Here is a 17,403-nt window from a genome sequence, read left to right on the forward strand (position 1 = left end):
CCCGCGCGGGCGGTTATAATTCGCGCCCTTAACTCATCGTGCTCCCTGTAAGATGGCTCGTACTCCTTGATTGAACGCGAGTTTTGAGCCACTTGCCACAGGTCGATGAAGCAGCCAACCGGATGAGTCAATTGGAGAATTCCATGTACGCAGTAATCAAGAGCGGCGGCAAGCAGTATCGCGTCAAGGAAGGCCAGCGCCTCAAGCTGGAAAAACTGGATGTGGCCACCGGTGACAGCATCGATTTCGATCAGGTGCTGATGGTGGGCGGTGACGACGTCAAGATCGGTGCACCGCTGGTGTCGGGCGCTGTTGTCAAGGCAGAGGTCGTCTCTCACGGCCGCGGCGAGAAGGTTCACATCCTCAAGTTCCGCCGCCGCAAGCACAGCATGAAGCGTCAGGGCCACCGTCAGTGGTATACTGAAGTCAAAATCACCGGAATTACTGCGTAAGCGTTTTCCGCATTTTCAGGAGGTCATACTCATGGCTCACAAGAAGGCCGCAGGCAGTACCCGTAACGGTCGCGATTCCGAGTCCAAACGTCTCGGCGTGAAGCTCTTCGGTGGTCAGGAAGCCTCTGCCGGCAGCATCATCGTTCGTCAGCGTGGCACCCGTTTCCACGCTGGTACAGGCGTCGGCGTCGGTCGTGACTTTACCCTGTTCGCGCTTCGCGACGGTCAGGTGAAGTTCGAGACCAAGGGTCCGAAAAAGCGCAAGCACGTCAGCATCGTCTCCGCCTGAGACTGCTGACTGCTCAAAAGCCCCGCTCAGGCGGGGCTTTTTTTTATCATGTGGGTTCGTCGAAAGAACAAGCCCATGGGCTCTCGGGCCATGCCGGGCGTAATATAATCGCCACGGCATGGATTTAGACGACAGTCCTTTATTTTTCGATCATGATTTTTGTATACAGGGCGACGAGTCGCCGGGAGTAGTGGCATGCAGTTCGTCGATGAAGCCTCGATCACGGTGGAAGCCGGTAACGGTGGCAGTGGTTGCGTCAGCTTTCGCCGCGAAAAGTACGTGCCGCGTGGCGGGCCGGACGGTGGCGATGGTGGTCACGGCGGCAGTGTCATCCTGGTCGGTGATGAGTCGCTCAATACGCTGATCGACTTTAAGTTTCAGCGCTTTCACAAGGCACCCAACGGGCAGCCTGGACGCGGCAGTCAGATGAACGGCCGCAAGGGCGAGGATCTGATCGTGCAGGTGCCGGTCGGGACGACCATCATCGATGTTGAAACCCTCGAGGTCATTGGTGACATCACGGCTGTGGGCCAGCAGCTCAAGGTGGCCCAGGGTGGGCGCCGGGGGCTGGGTAACGTGCACTTCAAGTCCTCGACCAACCGTACCCCGCGTCAGAGCGTGCCGTCAGGCGAAGGCGAGCGCCGGGAACTGCGCCTCGAGCTCAAGCTGATGGCCGATGTTGGGCTACTGGGCATGCCCAATGCCGGCAAGTCGACCCTGATCCGCTCCGTGTCCGCGGCGCGCCCCAAGGTGGCGGACTATCCGTTCACGACGCTGGTACCCAATCTGGGCGTGGTCAAGTTAGGGCTCCACGAGCACTTTGTCATGGCCGATGTGCCGGGGTTGATTGAGGGCGCCGCCGACGGTGCGGGCCTGGGGCTTCGCTTTCTCAAGCATCTGACCCGCACGCGCCTTCTGCTGCATGTCATCGATGTGGCGCCCTTTGATGAAAGTGATCCGGTCGAGTCGGCTGAAAAGATCATTCATGAGCTTGAGCAATACTCTCCGACGCTGGCCGAAAGCCCGCGCTGGCTGGTGCTCAACAAGTGTGATCTGGTCGATGATGATACCCGCGAAGCAATGCTTGAGCGGATTGTCGAGCGTTTGAACTGGGACGGCCCGATCTTTCGTATTTCTGCCATTGCCGGGCAGGGCACCGATGCTCTGGTACAGGCCGTGCATCGCTGGCTTGTTGAGCAGCGCCAGCTCGAGCAGGAGGATGAAGGTTATGCCGGACGCATGCGCGCCATTCGTGAGCGAATGGAAGCCGAGGCCGTGGCGCGTACCGAGGCTCGCATGGCCTTCATGGCCGGCCGCCAGAGGCGTGATATCGACAGTGGCGATAGTGATGACGATGACTTCGACGATGATGATTTCGACGTCGAAGTGGAATATCAGCCCTGATGCCTGCCGGGCATGACACCGGAGCTGGAGAGCGCGATGACGAAACAGGCAGTAGCGGCAGGCAGTCGTCGTCAGATGACGGGGCTGCGTCGGGTAGTGGTCAAGATCGGCAGTGCGCTGTTGACCAACGATGGGCGCGGGCTGGATGAAGCGGCCATCGGTGGCTGGGTGGATCAGCTCGCCGAGTTGCATCGACGCGGCGTTGAAGTGGTGCTGGTCTCTTCCGGTGCCGTGGCCGAAGGTATGGTCAGGCTGGGCTGGCAGGTCCGCCCGAGTGCGCTTCACGATCTGCAGGCCGCCGCTGCCGTGGGACAAACCGGACTGGTGCGCAGCTACGAGGACAACTTTGCCCGCTTTGATATTCGCACCGCGCAGATCCTGTTGACCCATGATGATCTATCCAACCGCAAGCGCTATCTCAATGCGCGCTCGGCCCTGCGTACCCTGATTGATCTGGGCGTGGTGGCCATCGTCAACGAAAACGACACGGTCGTGACCGATGAGATTCGCTTTGGCGACAATGACACGCTGGGCGCGCTGGTGGTCAATCTGCTGGAAGCCGATGCCCTGATCATTCTGACTGATCAGGAAGGCCTCTATAACGCCGACCCTCGCAAGGACGCCGAGGCGCAGCTGATCAGCGAGGGCAAGGCGGATGATCCGCGCTGGGTGGCCGTGGCCGGTGATGGCGGCAAGCTGGGTCGGGGCGGCATGGCGACCAAGATTCGTGCCGCCAGACTGGCCGCGCGCTCCGGAGCACTGACACTGATTGCCAGCGGTCGCCAGCCTCGGGTGCTGTCACGTCTTCTTGAAGGCGAGGACATCGGTACGCTGCTGGTGCCGGAACATGCACCAATGACCGCCCGCAAGCGCTGGCTGGCCGGGCAGCTGCAGGTGCGTGGTACGCTGACACTGGACCAGGGGGCCGTGGCCCGCGTTCGTCAGCGGGGCTCAAGCCTTTTGCCGGTAGGGGTGACGGCCGTGGAAGGTAACTTCCGTCGCGGCGACATGGTGCTGTGTGTAGATGGCGACGGCGAGCCGATTGCCAAGGGGCTGGCCAATTACGATGCTCAGGATACCGGGCGGATACTGGGCGTGCCGACCCATGACATCGTGGCGCATCTGGGCTACATCGAGGCCCCCGAGCTCATTCATCGTGACAACATGGTGATCCTTCGCGACCCCTGACAGGGGGCTGGTATTGCTTCGGGGGCGCTGCTAGAATGCCGCCTCTCTTGTGAAGGTGCCCGCCCAAGAGGCACTTTTATCAAAATTCATCAACGTCAACACTCCAGGGAGTAGACGATGGCCAATACCCGTCAGGCTCGCAAGCGCGCCGTTCAGGCCGAGCGCCGCCGCCAGAAAAATGCCAGCCAGCGTTCCATGGTTCGCACGCACATCAAGCGTGTTATCAAGGCAATCAACAGTGGCGATCACAGTGCCGCCATGGCCGAGTTCCGCGTTGCACAGCGTGTGATCGACCGCATTGCCGACAAGCATGCCTATGACAAGAATCGCGCCGCTCGTACCAAGAGCCGTCTGAACGCGCGTATCAAGGCGCTGGCTGCCTGATAACAGGGAAACGCCCTGTTATAGACAGCAGTACCTGCAAAAAAACCGGCTTCGGCCGGTTTTTTGCGTATCCGGGCAATGCCGCGATGAAAGACAGGGATCATCATGTGGTCCTTTTCAGGTGGGGAGATCATATCTCGTGAGTGCTGAAGTGAGCGGGAAAAAGGGCGCTGGTCTGTTGCGCTCGGGCATGGTGGTAGGCGCCATGACCATGCTGTCACGGGTGCTGGGTCTGGCTCGTGATGTGGTCGTGGCCACGTTGTTTGGCGCCGGCAGTGGTGCTGACGCCTTCTTTATCGCCTTCAGGATTCCCAACTTCCTGCGTCGCCTTTTTGCAGAGGGCGCCTTCAACCAGGCCTTCGTGCCGGTATTGTCGGAGTATGCCTCTCAGCGCGAGCGTCGGGAGGTCAGAGAGCTGCTGGATGCCACGGCCGGGACGCTTGCCGTGGTCCTGCTGGGCATTACGGTGCTGGCGGTACTGTGTTCTCCCTGGCTGGTCTGGGTCTTTGCACCGGGCTTTCATGATGACGGGCACGGCAAGCTGGCGCTGACGGCCGAGATGCTGCGCCTGACCTTTCCCTATCTGCTGCTGATTTCGCTGACGGCCTTCTCGGGCAGCGTGCTCAACAGTTACGGTCGTTTTGCCGTGCCGGCCTTTACCCCCGTGCTGTTGAATCTGTCGATGATCGGGGCGGCGCTGTGGCTGGCGCCACTGCTGGACGTGCCGGTCATGGCGCTGGCCTGGGGCGTGTTGATTGCAGGCATTGCACAGCTGCTGTTTCAGATTCCATTCTTGATGCGGCTGGGGTTGCTGCCGCGCCTGCGCCCCAACTTCCGCCATACCGGCGTTCGTCGCATCCTGCGCCTGATGGGCCCGGCCATGTTTGGGGTATCGGTATCGCAGATCAATCTGCTGCTCGATACCGTGCTGGCATCCATACTGGTGGGCGGCAGCGTCTCATGGCTTTACTACTCCGACCGACTGGTGGAGCTGCCGCTTGGTGTGTTTGGTATCGCGATCGGCACCGTGATTCTGCCGGCCCTGTCACGCCAGCATGCCAGTGACGATCCCACGCACTTTGCCCGCATGATCGACTGGGGTATTCGCGCCGTGCTGCTGATCGGGCTGCCGGCGGCGCTGGCGCTGATCGTGCTGGCCGAGCCGCTTCTGATCACGCTCTTTCACTATGGGGCGATGACCGATCACGACATCGTCATGGCCTCTCGCAGTCTGCGCGCCTACGCCCTGGGTCTGGTCGCCTTCATGCTGATCAAGGTGCTGGCGCCCGGCTACTACGCACGTCAGGATACCAGGACGCCGGTCAAGATCGGGATCATTGCCATGGTAGCCAACATGGCTTTCAATCTGATCCTGATGTGGCCGCTGGCGCATGCGGGGCTGGCGCTGGCGACAGCCATGTCGGCCTGGCTCAATGCGCTGCTGTTGGGGCGTGGCCTTCTACGGCGTGATGTGCTGAAGTTTCAGCCCGGCTGGGGGCGGCTGTCCCTGCAGCTGCTGGTGGGCTGTGTGCTGCTTACCGGCGGGCTCTGGTGGTTGACGCCCGATTGGCAGCAATGGCTTGCGTGGGGGATCGAGCAGCGTCTTGCGGTATTGCTGGGCCTGATCGTCGCGGCTCTGGCAGTCTACTTTACCTGGCTGGGACTTGCCGGAGTACGTGTGCGCCATTTCAAACTGCGCGGCTGATGCCTGTCCGTTGGACGTGTACAGCGCTATAATCGAGGGTTTATCACGGCGGGCAGCAGTGGGCATGGAACTGATCAGAGGTTTACATAATCTACGCCCCCGGCACCGGGGCAGTGTTGTCACCATCGGCAACTTCGATGGGGTCCATCGTGGTCATCAGGCCATTCTGGATCAGTTGAAGGCACATGCCCGGGCGCATGACCTGCCGGCCGTGGTCGTGGTATTCGAGCCTCAGCCACGCGAATATTTCTCCGGTGATCAGGCGCCGCCCCGGCTGACCCGACTGAGTGACAAGGTGCGCCTGCTGGGTCAGTACGGAGCGGATCGGGTGCTGTGCCTGCCCTTTAATCGCCGCCTGCGCGAACTGTCGGCCCGCGAATTCGTGGATCGCGTGCTGATCCAGGGGCTGGGCGTTCGCCATCTGGTGGTGGGCGATGATTTTCGCTTTGGCTGTGATCGTGCCGGAGATTTTGATCTGCTCAAAACGCTTGGCGAGCAGGCCGGCTTTTCGGTCGAGCACACGCGTACCTTTCAGACTGGGGGGGAGCGGGTATCGAGCACCCGCGTGCGTACCCTGCTTGCCTCGGGCAATTTCGAGCAGGCCGAGCAGCTTCTGGGGCGTCCCTTCAGTCTGGAAGGCCGGGTGGTGAAGGACCGCCAGCTTGGTCGTACCATTGGCGTGCCCACGGCCAATCTGCCCATGCTGCCGGGCCCGCTGATACTGCGCGGGGTCATGGCGGCCATGACCCGGCTCGAGGATGGCCGTGAGGTGCCCGGGGTGCTCAATATTGGCTGGCGACCCACGGTTGGGGCGGATCGACCGGTTCTGGAAGTGCATCTTTTCGATCTTGATGAGTCCCTTTATGGACAGCGCCTGATCGTCATGCCCTGCGCCAGACTGCGGGGCGAAGAGACCTTTGCTTCTGTCGATGAACTCAAGCGCCGCATTCATCTGGATATCGATCAGGCGCGCGACTATTTCCAGCAACACGCTTTCCAGCAGCACGCTTCTGACGGCCCGGGTGCCTCGCCCGACGCAGAAGGGGTGGATGCATCATTGCCTTCCTGCCGCTATCCCATGGCCTCGGCGCCACTGGCGGCGGAACGCAGCAAACATGAACAGTGACGGCTGACCATCAGGTTATGAGCGACTACAAGCATACGTTGAATCTGCCCCATACCGATTTCCCCATGCGCGGCATGCTGCCCAAACAGGAGCCGGGTCGGGTCTCGCAGTGGCAGGACATGAATCTGTACCAGCGCCTGCGTGAAGCGCGCGCCGGTGCCCCCCTGTTCGTGCTGCATGATGGCCCTCCCTATGCCAACGGCAGCATTCACATTGGGCATGCGCTCAACAAGATTCTCAAGGACATCATCGTCAAGTCGAAGAACCTGGCAGGCTTTGATGCGCCTTATGTGCCGGGCTGGGACTGTCACGGGTTGCCCATCGAGCACCGGGTGGAAACCACCCATGGCAAGCATCTGGAACCCGAGAAGGCGCGGGCGCTGTGCCGCGAATATGCCGGTGCCCAGATCGAGACCCAGCTGGCCGATTTTGTTCGACTGGGCGTGATTGGTGACTGGGAACATCCCTATCGCACCATGGATTACGTCAACGAAGCCGGCGAGATCCGGGCGCTGGCCGACATGGTCGAGACAGGGTTCGTCTTCAAGGGACTCAAGCCGGTCAACTGGTGTTTTGACTGTGGCTCGGCACTGGCCGAGGCCGAAGTGGAGTATCAGGACAAGCAGTCCGATGCCATTGATGTGGCCTTTCCGGTGGAAGATGCCGACAGGCTGGCAGAGGCCTTTGGCCTTGAAGCGCTGGCAAGACCGGCCGCAGCGGTCATCTGGACGACCACGCCCTGGACCATCCCCGCCAACCAGGCGCTCAACGTGCATCCGGACTTCACCTATGCACTGGTCGATACCGGTGAGCGTTTGCTGGTGATGGCTGAAGCGCTGGTCGAAAGCTCTCTGGAGCGCTTTGGCCTGAGCGGTGAAGTGATCGCCACGACCGCGGGTAAATCGCTGGAGCTGATCAACTTCCGTCATCCCTTTTATGATCGTCTGTCACCGGTCTATCTGGCTGACTATGTCGAGTCCGAAATCGGCAGCACGGGTATCGTTCACTCGGCCCCGTCCTACGGCGTGGATGACTTCAACACCTGCCGCGCCCATGGCATGAGCTTTGACGAGATGCTCAACCCGGTGCAGGGCAACGGCGTCTATGTTGATGATCTGCCGTTTTTTGGCGGCCAGATGATCTGGAAAGCCAACCCGAACATCATCGAAAAGCTCGGGGAAGTCGGCGCGCTGATGGCGCACAAGCCCATCACGCACAGCTACATGCACTGCTGGCGCCACAAGTCCCCGGTGATCTATCGCGCCACCGCACAGTGGTTTGTGGGCATGGATATCCAGGGCCGGGAGGGCAAAACGCTTCGCGAGCTTGCCCTTGAGGGCATCGAGGCTACCCGGTTCACACCGGGCTGGGGCAAGGCACGTCTGCACAGCATGATCGCCAATCGTCCGGACTGGTGTATTTCGCGTCAGCGTAACTGGGGCGTGCCGATTCCGTTCTTTTTGCACAAGCAGACCGGTGAGCTGCATCCGCGCACCGTCGAACTCATGGAAGAAGTGGCCCGGCGCGTCGAGAAAGAGGGCATTGATGCCTGGTTCCGTCTCGACCCGACCGAGCTTCTTGGCAATGAGGCCAATGATTATGAGAAGGTGATGGATACGCTGGATGTCTGGTTTGACTCCGGCACCACCCACCGTCATGTGCTGCGCGGCTCGCATCCTCAGGGCCATGACAGCGGCCCGCTGGCTGATCTGTATCTTGAAGGGTCGGATCAGCATCGCGGCTGGTTCCACTCCTCGCTTTTGACCGGCGCGGCGATCGACGGTCATGCGCCGTATCGTCAGCTGCTGACCCACGGTTTCACAGTGGACGCACAGGGACGCAAGCAGTCGAAATCACTGGGCAACGTGGTGGCACCGCAGACGGTCATGGACAAGCTTGGTGCCGACATTCTACGCCTGTGGGTCGCCTCGACCGACTACTCGGGCGAGATGGCAGTGTCTGACGAGATTCTCAAGCGTACCGCCGATGTGTACCGTCGCATTCGCAATACCTCGCGCTTTTTGCTGAGCAACCTCAACGGCTTTGACCCGAAGCGCGATATGGTGGCGTTTGACGACATGATTGCGCTGGATCGCTGGGTCATTGATCGTGCAGTGCTTTTGCAGGCACGCATCGAAAAGGCCTTCGAGGAGTATCGCTTCCGCGACGTCTACCAGCAGGTGCACGATTTCTGCGCCCGCGACCTGGGCGGTTTCTATCTGGACATCATCAAGGATCGCCAATACACCACCCAGGCTGATTCGCTGGCCCGCCGCAGCTGCCAGAGTGCGCTCTATCACGTGATCGAGGCGCTGTCGCGCTGGATCGCGCCGATCCTCTCGTTTACGGCCGAGGAGATCTTTGAGCATATTCCCGGCGAACACGGCGACAGCGTGTTGCTGGAGACCTGGTACGAAGGCCTTGTCACACTGCCGGAAGACGCCGACATGGGGCGTGCGTTCTGGGATCGCGTGATCGAGGTCAAGCAGGCGGTCAACAAGCAGCTCGAGGACGCTCGTAATGAGGGCATCATCAAGGGCGCGCTGGACAGTGAAGTCACCCTGTATGTGGACAATGAACTCCATGCGCTGCTGGCTCGTTTCGAGGATGAGCTGCGCTTTGTGCTGATCACCTCCGAGGCCACGCTGGCGCCGCTGTCGGCAGGCAGCGATGCACGTACGACCGAGCTTGATGGCCTGAAGGTCGCCATTCGCCTGAGCGAGTTTGACAAGGATGAGCGCAGCTGGGAGCGCCGTGCCGACGTGGGTGCCAATCCGGACCATCCGACGCTGTCGGCGCGCTCGATTGCCAATCTGCCGGGCGGTCCCGGTGAGGTGCGTCGTTATGCCTAAGGGGCAATACGCGCATGCGCGCTATACGCTGCGCTGGTGGTGGCTGTCACTGGTCGTCATCGTTCTGGACCTGGGCGCCAAGGCGTGGGCCAGCATGTCGCTTGCCTACGCGCGCCCGGTCGAGGTGTTGCCGTTTTTCAACCTGACGCTTTTGCACAATACCGGGGCGGCCTTCAGCTTTCTGTCGGAGCATGCCGGCTGGCAGCGCTGGCTTTTTTCCCTGATCGCTGTCGGCGCCGTCATCGCGCTGAGTATCTGGCTGGCCCGCCTTGAGCGCCATGACCGGCTCAACCAGGCGTCGATCTCGCTGATTATCGGCGGCGCCATCGGCAATCTTTTTGATCGTGTGGTTCACGGTTACGTGGTGGATTTTCTATCCTTTCACTGGCAGGGGTGGTATTACCCGGCCTTTAATCTGGCGGATACGGCCATCACGCTGGGTGCCGTGGGCATTATCATCGCCTCGTTCAAGCGTGATAAAAGGGACACTTCACCAGCGGAGCGTCATCATGACGGATAAGTCTGTAGGGCAGGGCGACAGCGATGCAGCGCTGGTCGCCGATGACAACATGACGATCGCCATCCATTTTACCCTGCGGCTGGAAGATGGCACCGAGGTGGATACCACTCGTGACAAGCGTCAGGCCGAGTTTGTCTTCGGCGACGGCAATCTACCACCCGGTTTTGAAAAGCCGATCCGGGGCATGCGAGTGGGGGAAACCCGCACAAGCGATGTGGCGCCGGAACACGCCTTTGGCCCCTGGAATCCTCAGAACGTGCAGATGCTCAAGCGTGCGGATTTCGAGGATCAGGAGGCGCTCGAAAAGGGCGTGGTCATGTCCTTTGCCGATCCGGCCGGTGGGGGCGAGCTGCCCGGGGTCATCAAATCGGTGGATGAGCGCCAGGTGGAGGTGGATTTTAACCATCCGCTGGCGGGACGCACTCTGACCTTTGAAGTCGAAGTGCTCAATATCACGCCCGCCACGACCCACTGACAGCATTTCATGATGGGATCCGCCGATCCCATCGCCGTTCGCCCATCAGCGCCTTGATGTGCGACACTGACACCATTATTCAACAGCGAGGTGGCCCATGCAGATCAGGCTGGCCAATCCACGTGGTTTCTGTGCAGGCGTTGATCGCGCCATCGATATCGTCAATCGGGCGCTCGATGTGTTCGGTGCGCCGATTTATGTCCGTCACGAAGTGGTTCATAACCGCTACGTGGTGGAGACACTGCGCGAGCGCGGTGCCATCTTTGTCGAGGAGCTTGATGCCATCCCCGACGACAACATTGTCATCTTTTCGGCGCATGGCGTGTCGCGTGCCGTGCAGCAGGAAGCCGAGCGCCGCGGTCTGCGCATCTTTGATGCGACCTGCCCGCTGGTGACCAAGGTCCATATGGAAGTGCTGCGCTACGCCAGGCGTGGACGTGAGTGCATTCTGATCGGCCACGCCGGGCATCCGGAAGTCGAAGGCACCATGGGGCGTTATGACGAAAGCTACGGCGGCGCCATCTATCTGGTCGAAGATGAAGCGGATGCTCGTGCGTTGAAGGTCAAGGACCCCGAAAATCTGTCCTTTGTGACCCAGACAACGCTGTCGATGGATGACACTTCAAAGGTCATCGATGCCCTAAGGGAAACCTTCCCGGCCATTCAGGGGCCGCGCAAGGATGACATCTGTTACGCCACCCAGAATCGTCAGGACGCCGTGCGCGAGCTGGCCGAGCAGTGTGACGTTCTGCTGGTGGTCGGCAGTGCCAACAGCTCGAATTCCAATCGCCTGGCCGAGCTGGCCGAGCGCATGGGGACGCCGGCCTGGTTGATCGATGACGCTCGGTCGATGCAGGGCGAGTGGTTTGAAAACTGTCAAACTGTGGGTGTGACCGCCGGGGCCAGTGCGCCTGAGGTGCTGGTCAGAGGCGTGATCGATCGTCTCAAGGAGCTGGGCGGTCAGGAGCCCGAAGAGCTTGCCGGGCGTGAGGAGACCATTACCTTCTCCATGCCGAAGGAGCTGCGCGAGAAGGTGATCGTCAGCGCCTGACATCCATTGGGAGGCCTGTATGGGAGATCTGCTGCTCTGGGTGATGCTGTTTGTGCTGGCGTTTGCCGGCATGGAGTTCGTGGCCTGGTTTACGCATCGCTACATCATGCACGGCTTTCTGTGGTGCTGGCATCGTTCACATCACAGCGAGCGCCACGGGCGCTTTGAGCTTAACGACCTGTTTGCGGTCTTTTTTGCACTGCCCTCGGTGGTATTGATTTACAATGGGCTCAATGGCCATGCCTTCCAGCTTGCACTGGGGCTGGGCATTGCCGCCTACGGACTGGTCTATTTCATGTTTCATGATGGGCTGGTGCATCGGCGTTTCCCGGTCCCCTTCAGTCGCCGCCAGCACTTCTGGAAAAAGCGTATTCAGGCTCACCGCATGCATCACGCAGTGGAGACGAAGGAAGGCGCCGTTTCCTTCGGCTTTCTGATCACCAAACCCATCGATCGTCTGAAGCGTGAGCTGGCTACCCGACGCCGGCCCTGAGCTGTTCGCTTTCGCCTGCTTCGATCCTCGTTGAAGCAGGCGCCTCTCGTCTCAAGTTATGACACGATCATGCCGATAGGAGCGCTGTTCAGCGCCCGGATTCGACATGATGTTTCATACGTGTATGCCCGCCCAGCGCGGCTTTTCCCTGCTGGAAGTCCTGGTTGCCATGGTGGTGCTGAGTCTTGGCGCCATGGGGGTCATGGGCCTTGTATTGCATGCCCAGCAGGCCAATGAGCAGGCCCTGCAGCGTGGCCGCGCCACGCTGCTGGTCAACGACATGCTGGAGCGATTGCGCGCCAATGCTACTCGTGAGGCGATGGCCGTCTACAACGTCGGGGAGCGTGCGAATGCCCCCATCGGTGATCAACAGCAGCAGGGTGGCGGTGGCAGTGATTGCCGGCAGGTGAACTGCAACAGTCAGGCACTGGCACGCTTTGATCTCGCCGACTGGGAGCATCAACTCATGCAGGCGCAGGGTGAGCACCGCCGCCTTGATGGTCTGCCGCAGGCCCATGCCTGCATCAGTGTCACGACGCAGGCGCAGCGGTTCGATGCCACCGTCACGCTGGCCTGGCACGGTACCGGCATGGGTCATCATGGCGATGAGATCTGTGGCAGTGCCGACATTACCAGCGCCCGTCAGAGCGTCACCGCCAGCAGCCGTTATTCCCCGGGCCGCGGCTGATGACATTCGCCTCCCCATCTGCGCATGCCCAGCGAGGCGTCACCCTGCTTGAAATGATGATCGCCATGGCGCTGGGCCTGATGGTGCTCTCTGCCGTGATCGTGCTCTACATGCAGACCGCGCGCACCTTTCAACAGCAGCATGCCATGGCCGACCTGCAGGTCAGAGGGCGCATGGCTACGCAGCTGCTGGGTGAGGAACTGCGCCGCACCGGGTTCTGGGGCGAGATCATGTCGCCGCGGCGTGATGATGAGTGCCGCAATATAAGCAAGGCCGTCGAAGTTGCATGTGCCCTGCCGGTCTGGGGCGGCGAGGTCACTCAAGCCAAAGCGCTGGGTCTTGTGCCTCAAAGCGCGGTAACCCCCGCCAGCAGCCCTTCACGTCCCTCCGCCGTTGTAGCGGTTCGCTACGCCGATCATGGCAACGGTAGTTGCCTGACGCTTGATCCTTCACGACACCTCACCCTCGATCAGCCCTGTCAGGGCGACTGGCACTATCACGCCGGTATCTACTACCTGCGCATGGTAGATGACGCGTATAGCGGAGAAAGCGTGCCGGCACTCTACGTCAATCAGCGCAGCGCATCGGGCAATTACTCCAGCAGTGAAATCGTGCGCCATGTCGACGCGTTTGAGGTGGAGTGGGGACGTGACGACACCGGCGATGGCAGCGCCAACCGCTTTTATGACAGCGAAACCGTGGCTCAGTGGAAGCCCCAGGACTGGGACCGTGTGGTCGCAGCGCGGCTCTACATGGTGATGCGCAGCGAAAAAATGGCGCAGCCAATGCCGGCGCGCGAGTTTCTGGTCGCCGGGCGCGCCATTACCTTTGGGTCCGACCACTATCAGCGACGCCTTTTTGTGACCACAGCGACGCTGCGCAATGGCCGTCTCAGGGGGGCGTATGGTCTCTGATCACCGCCAGAGCGGCTTTACGCTGGTCATCGGTCTGATTTTGCTGGCCGCCATGACGCTGCTGGCCGTCTCGCTGGCCCAGCGCGCGCTGCTGGATACCCGACTGGCGCATTATGCCGAGACCGGTGTGCAGCGCTTTCAACAGCAGGATGGGGAGATCGAAACACAGCTGGCAAGACTCGACGCGCTCATGCCGGGCTATCTGACACAGCCCTGCAGCGAAAGCGCGGCGGCCCCTGAGACCGGAACACAGTTGAGCGTGCAGCGACTGTGTCTGGATGATGATCAGGCGGGGCTTTCAAGTGAAGTACGCGAACAGCTCGAGCGTCGCTATGCCACAAGCCTTGCCGCCCCCGGCAATCAAACGCTGAAACACTATCGCTATTTCAACCTGCGCGCTGTGCCGGAAGGTTTTGATGCCTCCCGGGATCAGGATCGTGGGATCTATCAGGGCGTGGTCACGCTCAGTACCGGGGGCGCGGCACCATGATGCGATGGTTGATCATGCTGGTAATGTTAATACCTGTGGCACAGGCGCTCGCCGATGACGTGGATATCTATCTGCCGGCCTATCAGGCGAGTGGCGGTGGCGGGCAGCCGCAGGTCATGCTGATCATCGATACCTCGGCAAGCATGAAGGAGGCGGTCAAAAACAGCCAGCTATCACGTCTTCAGGTTACCAGGGACATCGTCAGTGGGCTGGTCAGCAAGCATCCCGGTATTAATTTCTCCCTGAGTGTCTTCAACGATAATCGTGCCAATATCCAATGCAGCTGGTATGGCACCAGCTGTCAGGTTCAGGAGCTTTACAACGGTGGACGCATTGTTCAGGCCTTTACTGGCAAGCCTCGCCAAAGCGGCAATGAACGTCTGTCACTTTTAAACACTATCAATGCACTGCAGGCCAATACATCCACCCCGTTGTGCGAGACCATGGCTGAGGTATATCGCTACTTCACCGGGCAGGAGGTAACGTATGGCAAGGACAGTGGCGGTGTAGCCCCCCCGCGTGATCAAAACGCCGAAGATGGCAACGATCGTTATCATCGTCCGCTGCGTTCCTGTGAAAACGCTTATGTCATTTATATGACCGATGGCATTCCACAGTGGGATCTCAGTTCCAACGCTGCTATTAAAAATCTTACGAAAAAGTCATGCGGCACCTACGATGCCGTTAATCCGGTAGTAAATTCAACCAAGGAGGTTCAGCAGGAAAACTGTCTGCCACAGCTGACGCGTTACATGGCCGAGAAGGATCTGGCTGCCAACCTGTCTGGCACTCAGCACGCCTACACCTTTACCATCGGCTTTACCACGCAGCAGCGTCTTCTCGAAGATGCCGCCCAGCCGCCGCCGGGCATCTCGCAGGGCTACTATGAGGCCAACGATCGCGACGGGCTGGATCTGGCCTTTAGTCGGATACTGGGCAGTATCATCGAAAACGAGATTCAGACCCAGCGTTTCACCATGGCCACCAACATCGATGGTACCGAGAATCTGGGGCTGGTCTATTCTCCTGCCTTTTTGCCGAGAGGCTATGTTCCCTGGACCGGCAATCTGAAAAAGTTTGCCGTTGACACAAGCCGACCCAGCAATCCTGTGAAAGAGGATCTCTGGAGTCGTGGCATTACCGAGATTGCTGCCCCGGACAGCGTGGAGCAGGGCGGCGCAGGGGCGCGTATTCGAGAGCAGGTCGTTTCCGGCAGAAAACTTTATACCGATCTGGGCAAGAGCACCGTTTTTGCCACGCTTGCCAGACCCGGCATGCAGCAGCGCTTTGATGCCAACGGCATCGATGGACGTGCCATGGCGGTACTTGAGCAGGCGCGCTATACCCCTCGTCAGCTGGCGGACTGGGTCTATGGTCTGGATGTCACCAATGACAGCGAGACCGACATCAGGCCCTGGGTGATGGGCGATATCGTGCACTCGCAGCCGCTGGCCATCAATTACGGCTGCGCTGATACACGCTCGAACTGCTCGGTGGATGATCAGCGTATTCGCATTTTCGTAGGGACCAACGAGGGGCTGCTGCACGCCATCGACGATAGCGATGGCTCAGAAAAGTGGGCCTTCTGGCCGCGCGAGTCGGCAAGCATGGCCGTGTATCGTATGCTCAATACCCGACCAGAGTACCCGTGGCCGGATAGCGCCGGTGGTCAACAATATTTTTCCCAGTCGACCCATTACGGCGTGGATGGTTCGCCGGGGGCCTGGCTTGCCTATGACACAACCTCTGGTTCAGTGGGACAGCGTCATGTAACGCTTGAAAATGCGGTGCTGGCGTTCGGGTTTGGTCGAGGGGGGCGCGGTTATTACGGCCTGAATGTGATCGACCCGGATGAGCCGACACTGGCCTGGCACACCGTTACGCCGGATTGGGGGCAGAGCTGGTCCACGCCGGTGGCGGTCACGCTGGCCGATGGTCGCGCCGTGTTTCTGGTGGGCATGGGGTATGACATCACGGCTGGTAGCCGGGTCGACCGAGGGCCGGCGCGCTTTGGTGCGGGCATGGCAGTGATCGATGCCCAAAAGGGTACGGTTATTGCCTCGCTCAAGGGGCCGAGCGATAGCGTGCCGAGTACCATTACCCCGGTGGATCGAGACTTTGACGGGGCAGTGGACGGTGCCTTTTTCGGTGATACCGGCGGCAATGTCTGGTTCGCCGACCTGCGACTGGGCGATGACAACAGGGGCAGAAAAAAAACAGTGTCAGACTGGCAGCTTCACCAGGTGGCCTCACTGGGGCGTCATGATCAGGAAGGCATCGAGCGCGGCTTTTTCAATCGAGCCAATCTGGTGCGCACCTATCTGGATCAGAAACCCGTGGATCTTTTGATGCTGGGCAGCGGCGACCGAGCCGATCCACTTCGTCGTGACAGCCGGGACGCCTTTTACATCATTGAAGTCAGTCAATGGCTTGATGGTTCCCTCGACGGTTCTGCACCCGGCATACTCAATAATGATGATCTAATCGAGGCGTCGTCGCAGACATCGACCTATACGCTTGAAGCCCCGGTGGATCAACAGGGGTATCTGAACATGAAAGCCTTCCATGGCTGGCGGCTTATGCTGCCCGCCGGTCAGAAGGTGTTGTCGGATGCCTCAACAGTCACCGGTAATACGCTTTTTACAACCTACCAGCCCGAAGTGCCTGACAACATGTGCATGGCTGCTCGTGGTGCTTCGCAACTCTACGGTTTTTCCCTGCCGGTCTGGCACGACAATGGCCATCGACATGAGCAGCAGGCTGCCACGGTCAAAAGCACTGATATGGGCAACTACCTGCAGGAAACGCCTGCCTTTTTGATAGAGGGACTGCGCACTCGTGTTCTGGACAGCGAGAGAGCCCGTTTGGTCGCAGAAGTGCTGAAGGACGACAAGGGCACCTCAGACAACGGCGACGAGAATGGCTGCGGTCAGTATGATGCCGCAGACGGTGCCTTTCGTGAATGTCTGGTAACCGCTCCGCTGTGGTGGTACCAGCAGTAATCGTGAGGCATATCGTGCACACGGCAAGAGCGCATCAGGCAATAGCATAATAATGGCCCCAAAGGGCAGGGTGCAGGGAACAGATGCTGGGAATCTACGAGCAGATCTTTGGGAACAGCAATCACCGGCGCCTGGCACGCTGGCTACGACTAATGTTGTTCATGCTGGCTTACCTGTTGCTGGCGCTGGGAACCATGAAGCTGTCATATGCCGATGCGGCCGTGGTGGCGCCATGGCTCGCCGGGCCCATGGCCATCGGTGCTCTGGTGCGTTTGCATCCACGTGACTGGGCCATACCACTGATCGGTATTGCGCTGGTTGATCTGCTGGCCCACTACATTTGCCACGCACCGCACGGCATTCCCCGATA

At 60.1% G+C, this 17,403-nt stretch carries 16 protein-coding genes; all 16 read left to right on the forward strand.

The window, feature by feature from the left end; genetic code table 11:
• Positions 1-143 precede the first annotated feature (143 nt).
• Positions 144-452, forward strand: coding sequence for a 50S ribosomal protein L21 (gene rplU, locus Q0931_RS11590; RefSeq protein WP_299260447.1), 309 nt, complete (start codon positions 144-146; stop codon positions 450-452).
• Positions 453-483: 31 nt separating this feature from the next.
• Positions 484-741, forward strand: a complete 258-nt coding sequence (rpmA, locus tag Q0931_RS11595) for a 50S ribosomal protein L27 (protein ID WP_299260449.1) — start codon at positions 484-486, stop codon at positions 739-741.
• A 195-nt stretch (positions 742-936) separates the two neighbouring features.
• Positions 937-2,145, forward strand: coding sequence for an Obg family GTPase CgtA (cgtA, locus tag Q0931_RS11600; RefSeq protein WP_299260451.1), 1,209 nt, complete (start codon positions 937-939; stop codon positions 2,143-2,145).
• Between the two features lie 36 nt (positions 2,146-2,181).
• On the forward strand, positions 2,182-3,333 hold the full coding sequence (proB, locus tag Q0931_RS11605; RefSeq protein WP_299260453.1) for a glutamate 5-kinase: 1,152 nt from the start codon (positions 2,182-2,184) through the stop codon (positions 3,331-3,333).
• Positions 3,334-3,450: 117 nt separating this feature from the next.
• On the forward strand, positions 3,451-3,717 hold the full coding sequence (rpsT, locus tag Q0931_RS11610; protein WP_299260455.1) for a 30S ribosomal protein S20: 267 nt from the start codon (positions 3,451-3,453) through the stop codon (positions 3,715-3,717).
• Positions 3,718-3,856: 139 nt separating this feature from the next.
• Positions 3,857-5,422, forward strand: coding sequence for a murein biosynthesis integral membrane protein MurJ (gene murJ, locus Q0931_RS11615; RefSeq protein ID WP_299260457.1), 1,566 nt, complete (start codon positions 3,857-3,859; stop codon positions 5,420-5,422).
• Positions 5,423-5,486: 64 nt separating this feature from the next.
• Entirely contained in the window at positions 5,487-6,548 is a 1,062-nt protein-coding gene (gene ribF, locus Q0931_RS11620; protein ID WP_299260459.1) for a bifunctional riboflavin kinase/FAD synthetase, read from the forward strand.
• 17 nt (positions 6,549-6,565) lie between these two features.
• Positions 6,566-9,400, forward strand: a complete 2,835-nt coding sequence (gene ileS, locus Q0931_RS11625) for an isoleucine--tRNA ligase (RefSeq protein ID WP_299260461.1) — start codon at positions 6,566-6,568, stop codon at positions 9,398-9,400.
• Positions 9,393-9,920 carry a signal peptidase II gene (gene lspA / locus Q0931_RS11630; RefSeq protein ID WP_299260463.1) on the forward strand — a complete coding sequence of 176 codons (528 nt, stop codon included), beginning with the start codon at positions 9,393-9,395 and terminating at the stop codon, positions 9,918-9,920. Before ileS ends, lspA begins: the two co-directional genes overlap by 8 nt.
• Positions 9,910-10,395, forward strand: coding sequence for an FKBP-type peptidyl-prolyl cis-trans isomerase (gene fkpB, locus Q0931_RS11635; RefSeq protein ID WP_366941607.1), 486 nt, complete (start codon positions 9,910-9,912; stop codon positions 10,393-10,395). Before lspA ends, fkpB begins: the two co-directional genes overlap by 11 nt.
• Positions 10,396-10,492: 97 nt before the next feature.
• Positions 10,493-11,446 carry a 4-hydroxy-3-methylbut-2-enyl diphosphate reductase gene (gene ispH / locus Q0931_RS11640; RefSeq protein ID WP_299260465.1) on the forward strand — a complete coding sequence of 318 codons (954 nt, stop codon included), beginning with the start codon at positions 10,493-10,495 and terminating at the stop codon, positions 11,444-11,446.
• A gap of 19 nt (positions 11,447-11,465) precedes the next feature.
• Positions 11,466-11,939, forward strand: a complete 474-nt coding sequence (locus tag Q0931_RS11645; protein WP_299260467.1) for a sterol desaturase family protein — start codon at positions 11,466-11,468, stop codon at positions 11,937-11,939.
• A 106-nt stretch (positions 11,940-12,045) separates the two neighbouring features.
• A complete protein-coding gene (gene pilV, locus Q0931_RS11650) occupies positions 12,046-12,627 on the forward strand; it encodes a type IV pilus modification protein PilV (RefSeq protein WP_299260469.1) in 582 nt (193 codons plus the stop codon).
• Positions 12,627-13,541, forward strand: coding sequence for a PilW family protein (locus Q0931_RS11655; protein ID WP_299260471.1), 915 nt, complete (start codon positions 12,627-12,629; stop codon positions 13,539-13,541). The genes pilV and Q0931_RS11655 overlap by 1 nt, the downstream gene beginning before the upstream one ends.
• Positions 13,531-14,031 (forward strand): pilus assembly PilX N-terminal domain-containing protein, encoded by a 501-nt coding sequence (locus tag Q0931_RS11660; protein WP_299260473.1) that lies wholly within the window; start codon positions 13,531-13,533, stop codon positions 14,029-14,031. The genes Q0931_RS11655 and Q0931_RS11660 overlap by 11 nt, the downstream gene beginning before the upstream one ends.
• Positions 14,028-17,033: a PilC/PilY family type IV pilus protein gene (locus Q0931_RS11665; RefSeq protein WP_299260475.1), complete on the forward strand. Its 3,006-nt coding sequence runs from the start codon at positions 14,028-14,030 to the stop codon at positions 17,031-17,033. Before Q0931_RS11660 ends, Q0931_RS11665 begins: the two co-directional genes overlap by 4 nt.
• The last annotated feature ends 370 nt before the right edge of the window (positions 17,034-17,403 follow it).

This window comes from uncultured Kushneria sp. (genome assembly GCF_947497025.1).
GTDB lineage: Bacteria > Pseudomonadota > Gammaproteobacteria > Pseudomonadales > Halomonadaceae > Kushneria.

Coding starts and splice junctions, on each gene's coding strand:
- rpmA (WP_299260449.1), top strand. CDS start 484: ATGGCTCACAAGAAGGCCGCAGGCAGTACCCGTAACGGTCGCGATTCC.
- cgtA (WP_299260451.1), top strand. CDS start 937: ATGCAGTTCGTCGATGAAGCCTCGATCACGGTGGAAGCCGGTAACGGT.
- Q0931_RS11665 (WP_299260475.1), top strand. CDS start 14,028: ATGATGCGATGGTTGATCATGCTGGTAATGTTAATACCTGTGGCACAG.
- fkpB (WP_366941607.1), top strand. CDS start 9,910: ATGACGGATAAGTCTGTAGGGCAGGGCGACAGCGATGCAGCGCTGGTC.
- ribF (WP_299260459.1), top strand. CDS start 5,487: ATGGAACTGATCAGAGGTTTACATAATCTACGCCCCCGGCACCGGGGC.
- ispH (WP_299260465.1), top strand. CDS start 10,493: ATGCAGATCAGGCTGGCCAATCCACGTGGTTTCTGTGCAGGCGTTGAT.
- pilV (WP_299260469.1), top strand. CDS start 12,046: ATGATGTTTCATACGTGTATGCCCGCCCAGCGCGGCTTTTCCCTGCTG.
- rpsT (WP_299260455.1), top strand. CDS start 3,451: ATGGCCAATACCCGTCAGGCTCGCAAGCGCGCCGTTCAGGCCGAGCGC.
- rplU (WP_299260447.1), top strand. CDS start 144: ATGTACGCAGTAATCAAGAGCGGCGGCAAGCAGTATCGCGTCAAGGAA.
- Q0931_RS11660 (WP_299260473.1), top strand. CDS start 13,531: ATGGTCTCTGATCACCGCCAGAGCGGCTTTACGCTGGTCATCGGTCTG.
- Q0931_RS11655 (WP_299260471.1), top strand. CDS start 12,627: ATGACATTCGCCTCCCCATCTGCGCATGCCCAGCGAGGCGTCACCCTG.
- proB (WP_299260453.1), top strand. CDS start 2,182: ATGACGAAACAGGCAGTAGCGGCAGGCAGTCGTCGTCAGATGACGGGG.
- lspA (WP_299260463.1), top strand. CDS start 9,393: ATGCCTAAGGGGCAATACGCGCATGCGCGCTATACGCTGCGCTGGTGG.
- ileS (WP_299260461.1), top strand. CDS start 6,566: ATGAGCGACTACAAGCATACGTTGAATCTGCCCCATACCGATTTCCCC.
- Q0931_RS11645 (WP_299260467.1), top strand. CDS start 11,466: ATGGGAGATCTGCTGCTCTGGGTGATGCTGTTTGTGCTGGCGTTTGCC.